Genomic DNA, 15,128 nt, shown 5'->3' on the forward strand with positions numbered 1-15,128 from the left:
CGGTTCAGGCTTTGATCTTGAAGGAATCGGCGTAGGCCTTGGGGTTCTTGCCATCCCAGACCGTTCCGTCGAGCATTTTCACCGTGCGCAGCGGCGAGGTGGGCACGCTCACCTTGGCCATGGCGGCGGCCTCGGTGTACAGCCCGATCTGGTTGACACTGGTGGCTGTGGCCAGGTAGTCGGGCTCGGTCTTGAGCAAGCCCCAGCGCTTGTGCTGGGTCAGGAACCACATGCCGTCCGACAGGTAGGGATAGTTGACCGCGCCATCGTTGTAGAACTTCATGTAGTTCGGATCGTCCCAGGTCTTGCCCATGCCGTTCTGGTAGCGGCCCAGGATGCGCTGGTTGATCACGTCGACCGAGGTGTTCACGTAGGCCTTGTCGGCGATGGTGGCCGCCATCCGGCTCTTGTTGACGAGGCCGGCGTCGATCCACTTGCTTGCCTCCAATACGGCGGCGATCAGGGCGCGCGCGCTGTTCGGGTATTTCTTGGCCCATTCGAGCGTGGTGCCCAGGGTCTTTTCCGGGTGATCTTTCCAGATATCCTGGGTGGTGGCGGCGGAGATGCCCACGCCATCGACGATGGCGCGGTGGTTCCACGGTTCGCCCACGCAAAAGCCATCCATATTGCCGACGCGCATATTGGCCACCATCTGCGGGGGCGGCACGGTGATCACCTTGGCGTCCTTGAGCGGGTTGATGCCGTAGGTGGCCAGCCAGTAGTACAGCCACATCGCGTGGGTGCCGGTCGGGAAGGTCTGGGCGAAGGAATAGTCGCGTTTATCGGTCTGCATCAGCCTGGCGAGGGAGGCACCGTCGACGCCGCCCTTGTCGGCCACTTTTTTGGAGAGGGTGATGGCCTGACCGTTGTGGTTCAGGTTCATCAGCACCGCCATGTCTTTCCTGGCGCCGCCCACGCCCATCTGGACGCCGTACAGCAGGCCGTAGAGCACGTGGGCGGCGTCCAGCTCGCCGTTGACCAGCTTGTCGCGCACGCTGGCCCATGACGATTCCTTGCTCAGGACTATCCTGATGCCGTATTTCTTGTCGAAGCCGAGCACCGAGGCCATCACCACCGAGGCGCAGTCGGTCAGGGGGATGAAGCCGATCTTGATGTCTTCTTTTTCGGGCTTGTCGGAGCCGGCGGCGAACACGCCGCCGCTGACAAGGCCGGTCAGCGAGACGGCGGCGCCGGCCTTGAGCAGGGTGCGGCGGGTCGGGATGGTGCGGTCGGTCGTCATGGTTCCCTCGTTTGGCAAGCGCGGCGCGGGGTGCGCCTTTACCAGGGCATCAGCAAATGGCGTGCCAGCGGGAAACAAGAGTGAGGAAGAGGGAAATTAAGGGCGGGAGGCGCCGTGATGGGAGGTTTTCGGCACTGCTATTGTGCGGCGCACCAAAAGCGCCCGTTGTGCTCACTTGACTATGACCCGTCGCTCCCGCGCAGGGCTAGGCGCCCCCACGGCAGTCCAAGTTCGTCGAGCCGCCTGTGACTGCGCTACGGAATTGGGTTCCCGCCTGCGCAGGGAACGACGGTTTTGAAGTTTGTGGTCAGAACAACGCTGAACCTGACGCCAACGAGTCCAGAGGCCAGTTCCTGGAAAAACGACAGGTCAGCGCTGAACGGTCACGCCCTTCCAGAACGCCACATGCCCGGCAATCTGCTTGGCCGCATCGAACGGCGCGCGGTAGGTCCACACCGCGTCGCGGTTGGTTTCCCCATCGACCAGCAAACTGAAATAGTTCGCCGTGCCCTTCCACGGACACTTGGTCTCGGTCGCGCTCGGCTGCAGGTATTCCTGCCTGACCGCCGACATCGGGAAATACACATTGTTTTCAACGATCTGCACCTGATCGTCAGGCGCTTCGGCGATCACGGCGCCGCGCCAGCTGGCGGTAGGCATCTCACTGCTCCTGCGACATGGATTCGGCCGCGATCTGGCGCAGCGCCTGTTCGAACACGTCCGGCGGCTGCCCGCCCGAAATCAAATGCCGGTCGTTGATGATGATGGCCGGCACCGAACTGATGCCCTGCTGCTGGTAGAAGCGCTCGCGCTCGCGCACCTCGCCGGCATACGCGCCGCTGGCCAGCACCTCGGCCGCCTGCGCGGCGTCCAGGCCCACTTCGCCCGCCACCCGCGCCAGCACGGCATGGTCGCCCGGACTCTCGCCCTTGGTGAAGTAGGTCTCGAACAGCGCCATCTTCAATTCGCGCTGGCGCCCTTGCAGCTCGGCCCAGTGCAGCAGGCGGTGCGCGTCGAAGGTGTTATAGATGCGGCTGCGCGCATCCATGTCGAAACGAAAGCCCAGGTCGGCGCCGCGGGCGCGGATCATCTCGCGCGTCTGCGCTCCCTGCTCCGGCGTGGCGCCGTATTTTTCAGTGAGGTGTTCGCCGATGTCCTGGCCTTCGGCGACCATGTTCGGATTGAGCTCGAAGGGCTGGAAGTGCAGTTCGGCGCTGGCCACGCCGTCCAGGCGGCCCAGCGCCTGTTCCAGCGACTTGAGGCCGATCACGCACCAGGGGCAGGAGATATCGGATACAAAATCAATTTTCAGCTTGGTCACCAGGTGCTCCTGTCGGTCGGGCCTTCCATTCTAGCCCCAAGCGCGGGATCGCACCTGCACGCCTATTTTTTGGCGCCCGCCGATTTGCTGCCGATCTTGCTTTCCTTGCCGGACATCAGGTTGGCGATGTTCTGGTTATGGCGGAACAGCAGCAGCGAACTCATGGCCACCACGGCGAAAAACAGTTCATCGATGCCGAATGCCATGCCGTAGTAAATCGGCGCCAGGATCGCGGCCACCAGCGCCGCCAAGGACGAGTAGCGCGTCGTGAATGCAACCACCAGCCAGGTCGCCAGCACCGCCAGGCCCAGCCAGACATTGATGCCAAGCAGCACGCCCAGGATGGTCGCCACGCCCTTGCCGCCCACGAAGCGGAAGAACACGGGCCACAGGTGGCCCAGGAACACGGCCACGGCCACCAGCGCGATGCCGGCCGTGCCCACGCCATACTCGCCCGCCAGGCGCATGGCCAGCCAGACCGCGAACCAGCCCTTGGCGGCGTCGCCGATCAGGGTGGCGATCGCCGCGCCCTTGTTGCCGCTGCGCAGAACGTTGGTCGCGCCCGGGTTCTTGGAACCGTAGGTGCGCGGGTCCGACAGGCTGAACAGGCGGCTCATCACCACGGCGAACGAAATCGAGCCGATCAGATAGGCGACGATGGTGAAAATTGCTGTAGTCATTGTGGTCTCTCTTGTTGGGAAGAGGCGCCATGCGCCGGGCGTGAATATACACCATAGTCGCAGCCTGATCACCCCTGGCATCCCGGTGCCGGGGCCGCCCGGGATACTCTTTCATCAACAGCGCAACAGTGGGCCCATCACAAGCCAGCGCTCGCCGATCGACGGTCGTGTGCCGCCATTAAAAAAAGCGGCCCTTGCGGGCCGCTTTGGCTTACCAAGGGGCGCTGGCCCCCATCTTGTTACAGTGCGCTGTCGCGCGCCTGCTTGACCAAGGTCGTATTGACGCCGTCGGACAGGCTGAACTCGAACACGCCGCCGGCCGGCAGCGGGCCCGTGGACAAGACCGCGCTGCCATTGCGCAGATCCTGGGCCAGGGTCGAGCGCGCCGTATCGGTGACCAGGGTCACCGTCAGGTAAGGATAGCGGGTGTGATCCCAGCTCAGTTGCACCTTGCCGGCTTGCTCGCGCACCTGCACCGCGGCCACCGCGCGCTGGAGACCGATCTCGGGGATCGGACGGGCGCTCGATTGCATCAGGTTGGACTTGCCCTTGACCACGGAAATACTGACGATCTGGCCCGGGTTCGGAATCGACAAGCTGAAGTTCTGCGACTTCATGTCCTCGGCATGGTCGACCACCAGGGTGGCGAACGGATAGTCGAGCACGCCTTTGGTGGTTACGATATGCAAGGTGTACTCGCCCTTGGCCGGCAGCCTGGCGCGGCCGACGTACGATTTCACCGGCGACAAGGTAGCCGCGTCGCCGCTGATCTGGCCGCTGACCAGGATCAGATCCTGCGGTCCCTCATTCACCGCCGCCGTCGTCATGAGCGCATCGGCCGGGGTCAGGAAGGCTTGCATCAGATGGGTGTTGTAGTCGGAGAAGGTGCTGCCGCCGCAATAACTCATGATGTCATGCGTATTGGTGTTGCGCGGATCGAAGAAGGCGGACCGGCTGACCAGATAGCCCCAGGTGTAGTGGGCGCCCGTGCCCAGCTGGGCGTTAGGGTAGGGATACTTCGGATCCGGCGAGCCGGCGCCGCCGCAAGCGGCGTGGTTCAGACGGTAGTTGTGGCCCAGTTCATGGACGACGATACCGCGCAAGCCATCTTCGTTCATCGATGGAATATCGGCGGCAACGCCGCTGGTTCCCGGCACATAGGCCAGGCCGGCCAGGCCGTAGGTCGCTTTCGGAATGATGCCGAAGTAATGCTGGCGATCGTTGGCGCCTTCCAGGGTGTGCAAGTCGGCCATTTCGCCCAGAATCTTGCCGAACGCATCGCTCCACTCGGATTCATTGACCGGCATGCGGGTCACGCGCGACGAGACATAGGTGGCACGGGCGCGCTGGTTCACGTTCGACACCGGAATGCGATCCTGCACGAACTCGCGCAGATTGCTGACGACACGGCCGACCGAGGTACCGATCTGGACCGGAATCGAGACCAGCTCCATCGGCACCCCACCGCCGACTCGCGGGTTGATGGTCTTGCTCTGGCCATTCGACAGGACCACGCTCAGGCGCAAGCCAGGGCGGACCAGGTCGGACGGCAGCAGCGCGATGTAGGAAGTGTTCGCATCGGGCACGACGGGCACGCTGGCGGGAAGCGCACCGGCCGGCTTGTTCAAGGCGATTTCGCGCAGCACATTGCCGTTCGCATCCTTGACCTGGACTTTGCCGTCCGGCTTGGCCACGCCTGGATTGTTGCTCAGTGCATTGACCTTGACCATCACAGCCTTGCCATTGATCAAAATCAGGGCGCTGTCGGCGCTGTCGAACAGTTGCGATTGCGCCAGCTGGATGCTGCCGATGCGTGGATCGCCGCTGACCGGTGGGATGGCGTCGGCAATCGGCGCGCCGGGAACATAGCAGTTCTTCACCAGGCCCGGGGCCGGGTTGGCCATGGCGGCCACGGTGCAATCGACGCCATCGGTCTTGGTATAGGTGTAAAACTTGCCCGCCGCGCCGAACAGCACGGCATTGGTGCCGCTGAAATTGCAGCGGCCGCCTTCGGTGGCGCACAAGGTCCACGTGACGGGAGCCTTGTCGCAATGCTTGGCGATGCCCGGCGTCGGATCGCCGAACACATTGCTGTTGCAAGCCAGGCCGCCGGTGCCCGTCTTGGTCATGAAGCTGGTACCGGAACCGAAGCGCACGGTGCGCGTGTCGGCGAAAGCGCACTGGCCGCCCTCGACGCCGCACGCTTCCCAGGTGCTGGTGATTTCGCAATGCTTGGCCACGCCAGGCGCTGGATCGCCGAAGGTGGCGTTGTTGCAAGCGGCGTTCCAGCCAAGCGATTTGCTGACGAAGCGATCGCCCGCGCCGTAGCGTACGGTCTGGTAGCCGGTGAACACGCAATGGCTATTTTCGTTAGCGCAAAACGTCCATTGCGTGGTCGATGCGGCGGCGGCCACGCCCATGGTGGTGGCGTTGGCCATCGGGGCGGCGATGCCAGTGGTGCCGGCCTCGGCGGCACTGCCGGCGTTGGCGCCGCCGCCGGTGATGACGCCGACCTGGGCGCCATTGACGTCGGCCGGACTAGCGGCAGGTGGCGGAGCATCCGCGCTGGCTGCGCGCGGGGCGCCCGATGCGCCGGTGTTATCGCCGCAGGCGGTCAACACCCCGCTGCTTAAGGCAATGACTGCCAGGTATTTCAACAAACGTCTCATTTCAACTCCGGTTCTGCGTTTCAGGGATTTATCTTTATGCAATTACGGTAGCCATTATCCTGACCGCCCCGCCAAAGTAAACTTTTGTTAAGACTATTAGTCAAAATTCCATGGGATATTCGCAACAAAACCACGCGCGATGCCGCGCCAGGGCATGCGAGGCGGCTGAGCACCACGAATATTTTCCATTGTGCAATTATTTGCAGCGCAGGCCAGGCCGGTGCCGGGGCAGCGGACGCCTGTACGGACGCCCGTACGGGACGCCTATTCTTCCAGCGCGCAACGCACCGGACGCGCGCCGAGCAGCTCGACCAGCACGCGCGGGGCGATGCCGACCAGATAGCCGCGCCGGCCACCGTTGATATAAATCGTTTCCAGCGCCAGGATGCTCTCTTCCACATACACCGGCAGCGTCTTGCGCGTGCCGAACGGCGAGGTGCCGCCGATCTGGAACCCGGAATGGCGCTGCGCCACCTCGGGCTTGCACGGCTCGACCGACTTGCAGGCAATCGCGCGCGCCAGGTTCTTGGTCGACACCTTGCAGTCACCATGCATCAGCACGATCAGCGGCTTGGCCGCTTCATCCTGCATCACCAAGGTCTTGACGACGTGGTGCTCGGGCACGCCCAGCGCGCGCGCCGACACCGAGGTGCCCCCATGCTCTTCGTAGGGATAAGGATGTTCGCTGAAAGCGATACCGTGCTTGCGCAGGAACTGCGTCGCCGGTGTTTCGGAAATGTGCTCTTTTTTGGCCATGCGTGATACGCTAAACGTTCAATGAGGAGTTTCTTATTATGCAGCAAGAAATTCGCTTTGCCACCTTCAATGTGTACAACCTCGCCCCACCCGGGGTCAAGCTGTACGACAATCTCTTGCCGTCAACGCCGGAAGAATACGAGGCTAAGCTGAACTGGACGGCGCGCCAGATCGATTTGCTGGACGCCGACGTAATCGGTTTCCAGGAGATTTTTTCCCAGGCCGCCCTGCGCGAGGCGCTCGCGCGCACCCGCCGCTACCGCGATGCCATCCACGTCGGCTTCGACCCCGATCCTCGTGCCGAACGCCTCACGCCCAGCGTGGCGCTGGTCTCGCGCCTGCCGCTGGCCGCGCCCGGCGTGGCCCACCTGCAGTTTCCCGAGGGGGTGGCGCTGCCGCCCGGCAGCCGCGAGGCGGACCGCTTTTCGCGCGCCGTGATCCATGCGCCGGTGATCGTTTCGCCCGACTGCACGGTCGACGTGGTGGTGGTGCATCTTAAGTCCAAGCGCCCCGACTACCGCAACGGCGACAGCAGCGAAGACCCGCAACTGTACGCGCTGGCCTGCCTGCGCTCGCTGATCCGGCGCGGCACCGAGGCGGTGGCCCTGCGTGTATTCCTGAGCAAGCTGGCCAGGGAACACCAGCGTGCGCGCGTGGTGCTGGGCGACTTCAACGATGTGGCCGATGCCGTGACCACCATGATCGTGCTGGGCAACGGCAATACCCTGGGCGAGCGCATGTTCGACGCCTACCAGCTGCAACAGCGGCAAGACCATTTGCGCCACGTGGGCTTTTCCATCGTGCACGACAACCAGTACACGACCATCGACCACATCCTGGTGTCGGAACAATTCAATGCGGCCCTGCCCGATTCGCTCGGCGAAGTGGTCGACGTGGTCTACCTGAACGACCACGTGGTGCTGGAGTTGCCCGAGGCGTCAGACCATGGCCAGGTGCTGGCGCGCATCCGCCTCTTCGATGGCCCGGGCGGGCTCAGCGAGGCCGGGGTTTGAAGTCCAGGTCGCTCGACGCCATGCTGGCGTAATACCCCTGGTAATCGTCGCAGCCGTGCTGCTGTAAAAACAGCAGCTGCTCGGCCGTCTCGACACCTTCGGCGATCACGCGCAGCTTGAGGCTGCGCGCAACAGCAATGATGGCCGGAATCAAATTGGCCGGTGCGTTCGTGACCGCGTCGGACTGCGGGATGTCTTCCACGAACGAGCGGTCGATTTTTAGCTTGGTCAGCGGATAGCGGCGCAGGAAGCTCAGGCTCGAATAGCCGGTGCCGAAGTCGTCGATGGTCAGCTGCACCCCGCGCGCGCGCAGGGTGGCGATGGTGGCCATGGTGGCCTCGTCGCCGCGCATGATGACGCTTTCGGTGATCTGGAGGTCGAGCAATTCGGGCGCCAGCCCGGACAGCCGCAAGGCTTCCTCGACGCTGTGCACCAGGTCGCCGTCGATGAACTGCGCGCCCGACAGATTGACCGCCACCACCACCGGACAGCCCTCGTCGCGCCACGCGCGCGCGCGCGCGCAGGCTTGTTGTAGCACCCAGTCGCCGATCTGCACCATCAGCCCGCACTCCTCGGCCACGCCAATGAACTGGTGCGGCAGGAGCAGGCCGCGCTGCGGATGGCGCCAGCGCAGCAGCGCCTCGACCGCGATGGTCCGGCCGCTGGCGATGTTAATTTCGGGCAGGTATTCGAGCACGAACTCCTGGTTCGCCAAGGCATGCCGCAATTCGTTCTCGATCTGCACCCGTTCGATGACATGGGCATTCATGTCGGCATTGAAGAAGCTGAAGGCGTTGCGCCCGTTCTGCTTGGCGTGGTACATGGCCACGTCGGCGTTTTTCAGCAGGGTATCGACGTCGAGGCCGTCGTCCGGGCCGATGGCGATCCCGATCGATACCGACAGGCTGATCGTGTGACTATCGCTGCGCACCGGCTGCGCCACCGCGTGCATGACGCTGGTGGCCACGTGGGCGGCCTGGTCGACCCCGCCGATATCGGCCAGGATCACCACGAACTCATCGCCGCCCTGGCGGCTGACGGTATCGACCCCGCGCACGCAGCCGGAGAGGCGGATGGCCACTTCCTTGAGCACGGCGTCGCCCACGTGGTGGCCGAAGCTGTCGTTGATGCCCTTGAAGCGGTCCAGGTCGAGGAACAGGACACCGACCTTGGTGTGCTGGCGCCGCGCCGATACCAGCGCCTGCCGCAGGCGGTCGAGGAACAGCATGCGGTTCGGCAGGTCGGTCAGGAAGTCGTGCTCGGCCAGGTAGCGGGTCTGTTCCTCGGCGCGCTTGCGCGCGGTGATGTCGGTCATGATCGCCATGTAGTTCGAGACTTGCTCGGCGCTGTCGCGAATGGCCGTGACCGCCACCCACACGGGAAACTCCTCGTCGCCGCGCTGCACGCAGCACACTTCGCCTTCCCAATGGTCGTGCACCGCCACGTAATCCCAGATCTGCTGGTAGAACGTGGGTTCGTGCATGCCCGAGCGCAAGCCCGGCACTTCGCCGCCCATGACATCGACCACGGTCACCCCGGTCAGATCGGTAAACGCCTGGTTGACGGCAATGACCAGGTAGTGGCGGTCGGTGATGACGATGGCGTCGCGCGAATGTTCGAACACGCGCGCGGCCATGGCCAGCGCGTGCTCGGCCGCCTTGCGCGGGGAAATGTCGCGCAGGACCGCGTAGGACAGGAATTCGTGGTCCAGGGTCACCGAGGTGAGCAGCACCTCGCTCCAGATATGGGTGCGGTCGGCCAAGCAGAATTCCCACTCGTAGCGGTGGTTGCCGTCGATGAAGGCGCGCGCCTTCACGGCGGCGTCCGCCACGATCGAGGTTTCGCCGGTGGCTTGCACCTCGGGCGAAAAATCGAGCAGGGTCTTGCCCACGAGTTCTTGCTTGTCCGCGCAGCGGAACAGCGCCACGGCGGCCGGGTTGAGGTCGACGATGTCGTTGCCCTTGATCAGCACGATGGCGTCGGTCGAGCGCTCGAACAGTTGGCGGAAGTTGGTGCCCGCCTCGATCAGTGCGGCCTCGTCGACCCTGCGCTTGCTGACGTCCACTTCCATGCAAAATAATTGCTGCGTCACGCCGTCGCGCAATACCGGGAAATAGGTCGAGTACAACCAGCGTTCGGCGCCATCCTGGCGCCGGATGCGCCAGTCGCGCGGGGGCGCCGTGCGGCCGGTCTTCCACACCGTTTCGAGTGTATTGCGGAAGTCGTCCTCGCGGTCGAGGTGCGAGACCAGGCTGGTCAGGGGACGCCCGACCGCGTCGGCCGAGAAGAGGCCGAATACCTCGGCACAGGTATGGTTCCAGTAACGCACGATGCCGTTGCGGTCGGTGCTGTGCACAGCCACCGTCGGCGCCAGTTCGAGGGCAGCGACGAAGCGGTACAGAACGTCGAGCGCCTCGCGCCCCGGTCCTTCCGGCTCGACGCTGCCGGTATCGGCAGGTTTGTCAGCACTCACGATGGTCCCTTTCATCTCGTTGTGACACAGGCCGCCGGCAAGCCGGCCATATTTTCTTAGACCTATTCTGACCACGCGGGTTCGGTTCCGTTTGCGCGCACGCAAAGCGGGGGCCGGGAGAATTATTTCCAATCGGAAAAATTTGCGCTTTGTCGGGTTTTTTTGCAGTTCGTCGTGCCGGAACGGCGGTCTGTCGCATTCGAGGTGCGGCCGGGCCGCCGGTTTTCTATAGTGGCAACATGCGCCCGTGACGCCATCCTGCCCCCAGGACGGCGCACCGGCGCTCCGGATTGACCCCAGCCACCCGCCCGACCAGAAGAAGACCAAGCCACCATGAAACTCGAGACCTTGCCCAGCGCGCCGGCCCAGCCCACCCTCCGCAAGCCACGCTGGCGCGCCCCCGCGCTCGGCGTGCTGATCGTCGCGCTCGGCGGCGGCGCCTGGTTCGCCCTGCAGGCGCGCCAGCCGGCCGCCGCGTCCGCCCCCACGGCCCAGGGCCCGGATGCCAAAAAGGCGCCGCCCGTCTATGAACTGGCGCGCGCCGACGTGGCCGCGATCGCCGCCGGCGAGCTGAGCATCAATATGCCGCTGTCCGGTTCGCTGGCGCCGCTGACCCAGGCCACCGTCAAGTCCAAGGTCTCGGGCCAGGTGCTGGAAACGAGCGCGCAGGAAGGCATGAACGTGGCCGCCGGCCAGGTGCTGGCGCGGCTCGACCAGGCCGACCAGAAAGCCCGCCTGGCGCAGCAGCAGGCCGCCCTCGACGAAGCCAATGCGCGCCTGGCGATGGCCATCAAGAACAATGCCAACAGCGCCGCCTTGCTGGCGCAAAAATTCATTTCGCAAAACGCTTACGACACCACCGACAACAGCGTGGCACTGGCACGCGCCAGCGTGCGCGCCGCCCAGGCCCAGGTGGAACTGGCGCGCATCGCCGTCAACGACACGCTGATCCGGGCGCCGCTGGCCGGTGTGGTCAGCAAGCGCCACGTGCAGGCCGGCGACAAGCTCTCGCCCGACATGCCGGCGTTTTCCATCGTCAACCTGCACCAGCTCACGCTCGAAGCGCAGGTGCCGGCCTCGGACATCCCGCGCGTGAAGGTCGGCCAGGAAGTGCGTTTCCGGGTCGACGGCTACCCGGGCCGCAGCTTCCTGGGCAAGGTGGCGCGCATCAACCCCACCACCGAAACCGGTTCGCGCGGCATGCTGGTGTATATCAGTGTCGACAATGCCGACAGCGCCCTGCGCGGCGGCATGTTCGCCAAGGGCAGTATCACCACCCAAAAATCGGCGTCCCATCCGCTGCTGCCGCTGGCCGCCCTGCGCAAGGACAAGGAGATCGACGTGGTCTATGTGGTCGAAGCGGGCAAGGTGGTGTCGCGCCCGGTCACCCTGGGCTTGCGCAACGACGATGAAGGCATGGTCGAAGTGACCGGCGGCCTGGAACACGGCGCGCGGGTGATCACCGCCCGCCTCGACGCCGTCAAGCCCGGCAGCCAGGTCAAGCTGAGCGAGCCGCCGGCCAAGGTCAGCGCCGTGCCGGCCGCCCCCGCCGCACCGAAAGGCTGAGCCATGTGGATCACGACAACCAGTATCAAGAATCCCGTGTTCGCCACCATGGTGATGGTCGCCCTGGTCGTGCTCGGCCTGTTCTCATACCGCCGCCTTGGCGTGGAGAGCATGCCCAACGTTGCCATTCCGGTCGCCTACGTGCAGGTGAACTACCCGGGCGCCTCGCCCGAACAGGTGGAAAACGACATCACCCGCCCGCTCGAAGACGCCATCAACACCGTCAGCGGCGTGAAGAAAATCCGCAGCAATTCCTGGGAAGGCCGGGCCGGCGTGCAGGTCGAATTCCAGCTCTCGACCAATATGGACAAGGCCATGACGGACATGCGCGACAAGATCGGCCTCGCGCGCCCCGGCTTTCCCAAGGAGGCCAAGGAACCGTTCATCGCCCGTGAAGAAGGCGACAACAGCCGCGCCATCGTGGAACTGTCGCTCATGTCGGACACGCGCAGCCTGCGCGAGCTGTCCACCCTGTCCGAGCAGGTCATCACCAAGCGCCTGCAGGGCGTGGCCGGCGTGGGTCAGGTGCGCGTGCACGGCACCACCAACCGCCAGATCCTGGTGCATATCCGACCCGACGGCCTGACCAGCCAGAACATCGGCGTCGATGAAGTGCTGCGCGCGATCCAGAGCACCAATACCAATCTGCCGGCCGGGAATATCGCCTACGGCGCGGCCGAGCGCCTGGTGCGCATCGAAGGCAAGATCAAGGATGCGCGCGGCTTCAACAAGATCATCGTGGCGCGCCGCGCCAGCGGCCCGGTCTACCTCGACCAGGTGGCCGACGTGATCGATGGCGAGCAGGAAGAAACCTCGATCTCGCGCATCAACGGCAAGCGCGCCATCACGCTCGAAGTGACCAAGGTCCAAGACGCCAACGTGGTCGAGGTCGGCACCGGCATCAAGAAAGCGGTGAGCGCCATGGGCACCACCCTGCCGGCCGACATCCATCTTTCGATCCTGGAAGACCAGTCCGACCGCGTGCAAAAACAGCTCGACAACGTCAAGAGCACCATCATGGAAGGCGCGCTGCTGACCATGCTGATCGTGTTCCTGTTCCTGCACTCGTGGCGCAGCACCATCATCACCGGCCTGACCCTGCCGATTTCGGTGATGGCCAGTTTCATCGCCATGAAGTTCTTCGGCTTCACGCTCAACTTCCTGACCCTGATGGCGCTGTCGCTGTGCATTGGCCTGTTGATCGATGACGCCATCGTGGTGCGCGAAAATATCGTGCGCCACCTCGGCATGGGCAAGAGCCACATCCAGGCCGCCAACGACGGCACCAATGAAATCGGGCTGGCGGTGATGGCCACCACGTTTGCCATCGTCGCCGTGTTCGTGCCGGTCGCTTTCATGGAAGGCATCATCGGACGCTTCTTCCTGCAGTTCGGGATCACGGTGGCGGTGGCGGTGATGGTATCGCTGTTCGTCAGCTTCACGCTCGACCCGATGCTCTCGTCGGTGTGGCGCGATCCGGTCAGGGACCGCTTCAAGTACGTGCCGTGGCTGGGACGCGGCATGGAGAAAATCGAGCACGGCATCGAGCGCCTGCACCTCTGGTACGGCAAGGTGCTGGAACTGGCGCTGCGCTGGCGCAAATCGACCCTGGCCCTGGCCCTGGCGCTGTTCGTCGGCAGCCTGGCCCTGATGCCGATGATCGGCGGCGAGATGTTCCCGGAAACGGACGACGGCTACATCCACATGGAATTCAAGGCGCCGGTCGGATCGAGCCTGGAATACACCGACCAGAAGATGCAGCAGGTCGAGGCGGCGCTCAAACCGTTCAAGGAAATCGACAGCGCGATCACCACCGTCGGCACCGACAACGGGCGTCACGCGGCCCAGATGAACCTGAAGCTGACCGATGCCCACAAGACCGGGCGCCGCTCGCAGAAGGAAGTCGAACGCCTGATCCGCGAGCGCCTGCAGTCGATCGCCGGGATCACCATGTCGGTGGGCTGGAAGCCGATCTTCATCGCCATCCTGGGCCAGGACGAGGCCAAGCTGGACGCCGTGGCGCACCAGTTGATGGACAAGATGCGCAAGATCAAGGGCATCGCCGACCTGGAATACAGCCAGGAAGGCGCCAGCCCGGCCACCATCGTCAAGATCAACAACGAGCTGGCGAGCGACCTGGGGCTGTCGACCCAGCAGATCGGGCTGGCGCTGCGGCCCTTCGTGGCGGGCGACCAGATCAGCCGCTGGCTGGCGCCGGACGGGCAGAATTACGACGTCAACGTGCAGCTGCCCAAGTCGGGCCGGCAAAAGGTGGCCGACCTGGCCGACCTGTCGCTGGCGTCGAGCAAGCGCGATGCCGACGGCAATCCGGTGATGGTGCCGCTGCGCCAGGTGGTCGAATTCGTTCCTTCCACCAGCCCGCAGGTACTCAAGCGCCAGGCGCTGGAACGGCGGGTGGCGCTCTACGCCAGCGCCGAAGGGCGTCCGACCGGCGACGTCGACGGCGACGTCAAGCTGGCCATGAAGAGCATCGAACTGCCCGAGGGTGTGCGCTTCGACGTCGGCGGCGACGCCGAGCAGATGGCTGAAACCATGGGCGCGGCCGGTACCGCGCTGGGGATCGCGGTGATCTTCATCTACCTGGTGCTGGCGTCGCAGTTCGGCAGCTTTTTGCAGCCGATCGCCATCATGGTGTCCTTGCCGCTGTCGATGATCGGGGTGCTGATCGCCTTGCTGGTCACGGGCAGCACCCTGAATATCTTCTCGGTGATCGGGATCGTGATGCTGATGGGGCTGGTGACCAAGAACGCGATCTTGCTGGTGGACTTTACCAATCACGGCCAGCGCGAAGGCAAGAGCCAGCACGATGCGATCCTGGAGGCCGGCCAGGTGCGCCTGCGGCCGATCCTGATGACGACCCTGGCGATGATCTTCGGCATGCTGCCAATGGCGATCGGCATGGGCGACGGCGGCGAATCGCAGGCGCCGATGGGACGGGCGGTGATCGGCGGGGTGATTACCTCAACCCTGCTGACCCTGGTGGTGGTGCCGGTGGCGTACACCTACCTGGACAGCCTGGGCAAGCGCGTGGCGCGCTGGTTCAAGGGCAATGAGAAGGTGGAAGAGCATGAGGACGAGAAGGTTGTCGTGGGCGCTTGACGAGTTACCGTCGCCAAGCCGGTACTCAGCGGAACGCCTGCGTTCCCGCTGGGTTCGCAAATCGACCGACAGCACATCCATGATACCTGAACGCAAAACCGTCGTACCTGGCACTGCCAGATACGACTATCTGGCACTGCCAGAACCGACTTCCTGGCACTGCCAGAAACGACTCCCCGCGCCAAGGCGGCAGGCGGCGGAAGGCATGCATACGCGCTGAGTTCGCAACCGACCGACAGCGCATCCTTGGTGCCCTAAACGCAAAACCGTCGTTCCCGCGGAGGCGGGAA

General features: G+C 64.4%; 10 protein-coding genes. 3 read left to right on the plus strand and 7 right to left on the minus strand.

What is annotated here, in order from left to right:
- Positions 1–4: 4 nt before the first annotated feature.
- From IV454_RS02710 to IV454_RS02735, 6 genes are all read right to left on the minus strand, one after another.
- Positions 5–1,240, minus strand: coding sequence for a CmpA/NrtA family ABC transporter substrate-binding protein (locus tag IV454_RS02710; RefSeq protein ID WP_206090132.1), 1,236 nt, complete (start codon positions 1,238–1,240; stop codon positions 5–7).
- Positions 1,241–1,609: 369 nt separating this feature from the next.
- Positions 1,610–1,900 carry a DUF427 domain-containing protein gene (locus IV454_RS02715; RefSeq protein WP_206090134.1) on the minus strand — a complete coding sequence of 97 codons (291 nt, stop codon included), beginning with the start codon at positions 1,898–1,900 and terminating at the stop codon, positions 1,610–1,612.
- A 1-nt stretch (position 1,901) separates the two neighbouring features.
- On the minus strand, positions 1,902–2,564 hold the full coding sequence (locus IV454_RS02720) for a DsbA family oxidoreductase (protein WP_206092517.1): 663 nt from the start codon (positions 2,562–2,564) through the stop codon (positions 1,902–1,904).
- A gap of 59 nt (positions 2,565–2,623) precedes the next feature.
- Positions 2,624–3,241 (minus strand): glycerol-3-phosphate 1-O-acyltransferase PlsY, encoded by a 618-nt coding sequence (plsY, locus tag IV454_RS02725; protein ID WP_206090136.1) that lies wholly within the window; start codon positions 3,239–3,241, stop codon positions 2,624–2,626.
- Between the two features lie 239 nt (positions 3,242–3,480).
- On the minus strand, positions 3,481–5,910 hold the full coding sequence (locus tag IV454_RS02730) for a M66 family metalloprotease (RefSeq protein ID WP_206090138.1): 2,430 nt from the start codon (positions 5,908–5,910) through the stop codon (positions 3,481–3,483).
- 264 nt (positions 5,911–6,174) lie between these two features.
- The gene (locus tag IV454_RS02735; RefSeq protein WP_206090140.1) at positions 6,175–6,666 is read right to left on the minus strand and encodes an aminoacyl-tRNA deacylase; all 492 of its coding nucleotides are present in this window, start codon (positions 6,664–6,666) and stop codon (positions 6,175–6,177) included.
- A gap of 38 nt (positions 6,667–6,704) precedes the next feature.
- On the opposite strand from IV454_RS02735, the gene IV454_RS02740 reads away from it, so the two are divergent.
- The gene (locus tag IV454_RS02740) at positions 6,705–7,679 is read left to right on the plus strand and encodes an endonuclease/exonuclease/phosphatase family protein (protein ID WP_206090142.1); all 975 of its coding nucleotides are present in this window, start codon (positions 6,705–6,707) and stop codon (positions 7,677–7,679) included.
- Here the strand turns inward: IV454_RS02740 and IV454_RS02745 are convergent.
- Positions 7,660–10,152, minus strand: coding sequence for a sensor domain-containing protein (locus tag IV454_RS02745; RefSeq protein WP_229522028.1), 2,493 nt, complete (start codon positions 10,150–10,152; stop codon positions 7,660–7,662). The genes IV454_RS02740 and IV454_RS02745 overlap by 20 nt on opposite strands.
- Before the next feature lie 333 nt (positions 10,153–10,485).
- Between IV454_RS02745 and IV454_RS02750 the strand changes: the two genes are divergently transcribed.
- Together IV454_RS02750 and IV454_RS02755 are read left to right on the plus strand one after the other, a co-directional pair.
- On the plus strand, positions 10,486–11,718 hold the full coding sequence (locus IV454_RS02750) for an efflux RND transporter periplasmic adaptor subunit (RefSeq protein ID WP_206090146.1): 1,233 nt from the start codon (positions 10,486–10,488) through the stop codon (positions 11,716–11,718).
- Positions 11,719–11,721: 3 nt separating this feature from the next.
- Positions 11,722–14,838: an efflux RND transporter permease subunit gene (locus tag IV454_RS02755; RefSeq protein ID WP_206090148.1), complete on the plus strand. Its 3,117-nt coding sequence runs from the start codon at positions 11,722–11,724 to the stop codon at positions 14,836–14,838.
- Positions 14,839–15,128: the final 290 nt, after the last annotated feature.

This window comes from Massilia antarctica, assembly GCF_015689335.1.
Classification (GTDB): Bacteria; Pseudomonadota; Gammaproteobacteria; order Burkholderiales; family Burkholderiaceae_D; genus Telluria_A; species Telluria_A antarctica.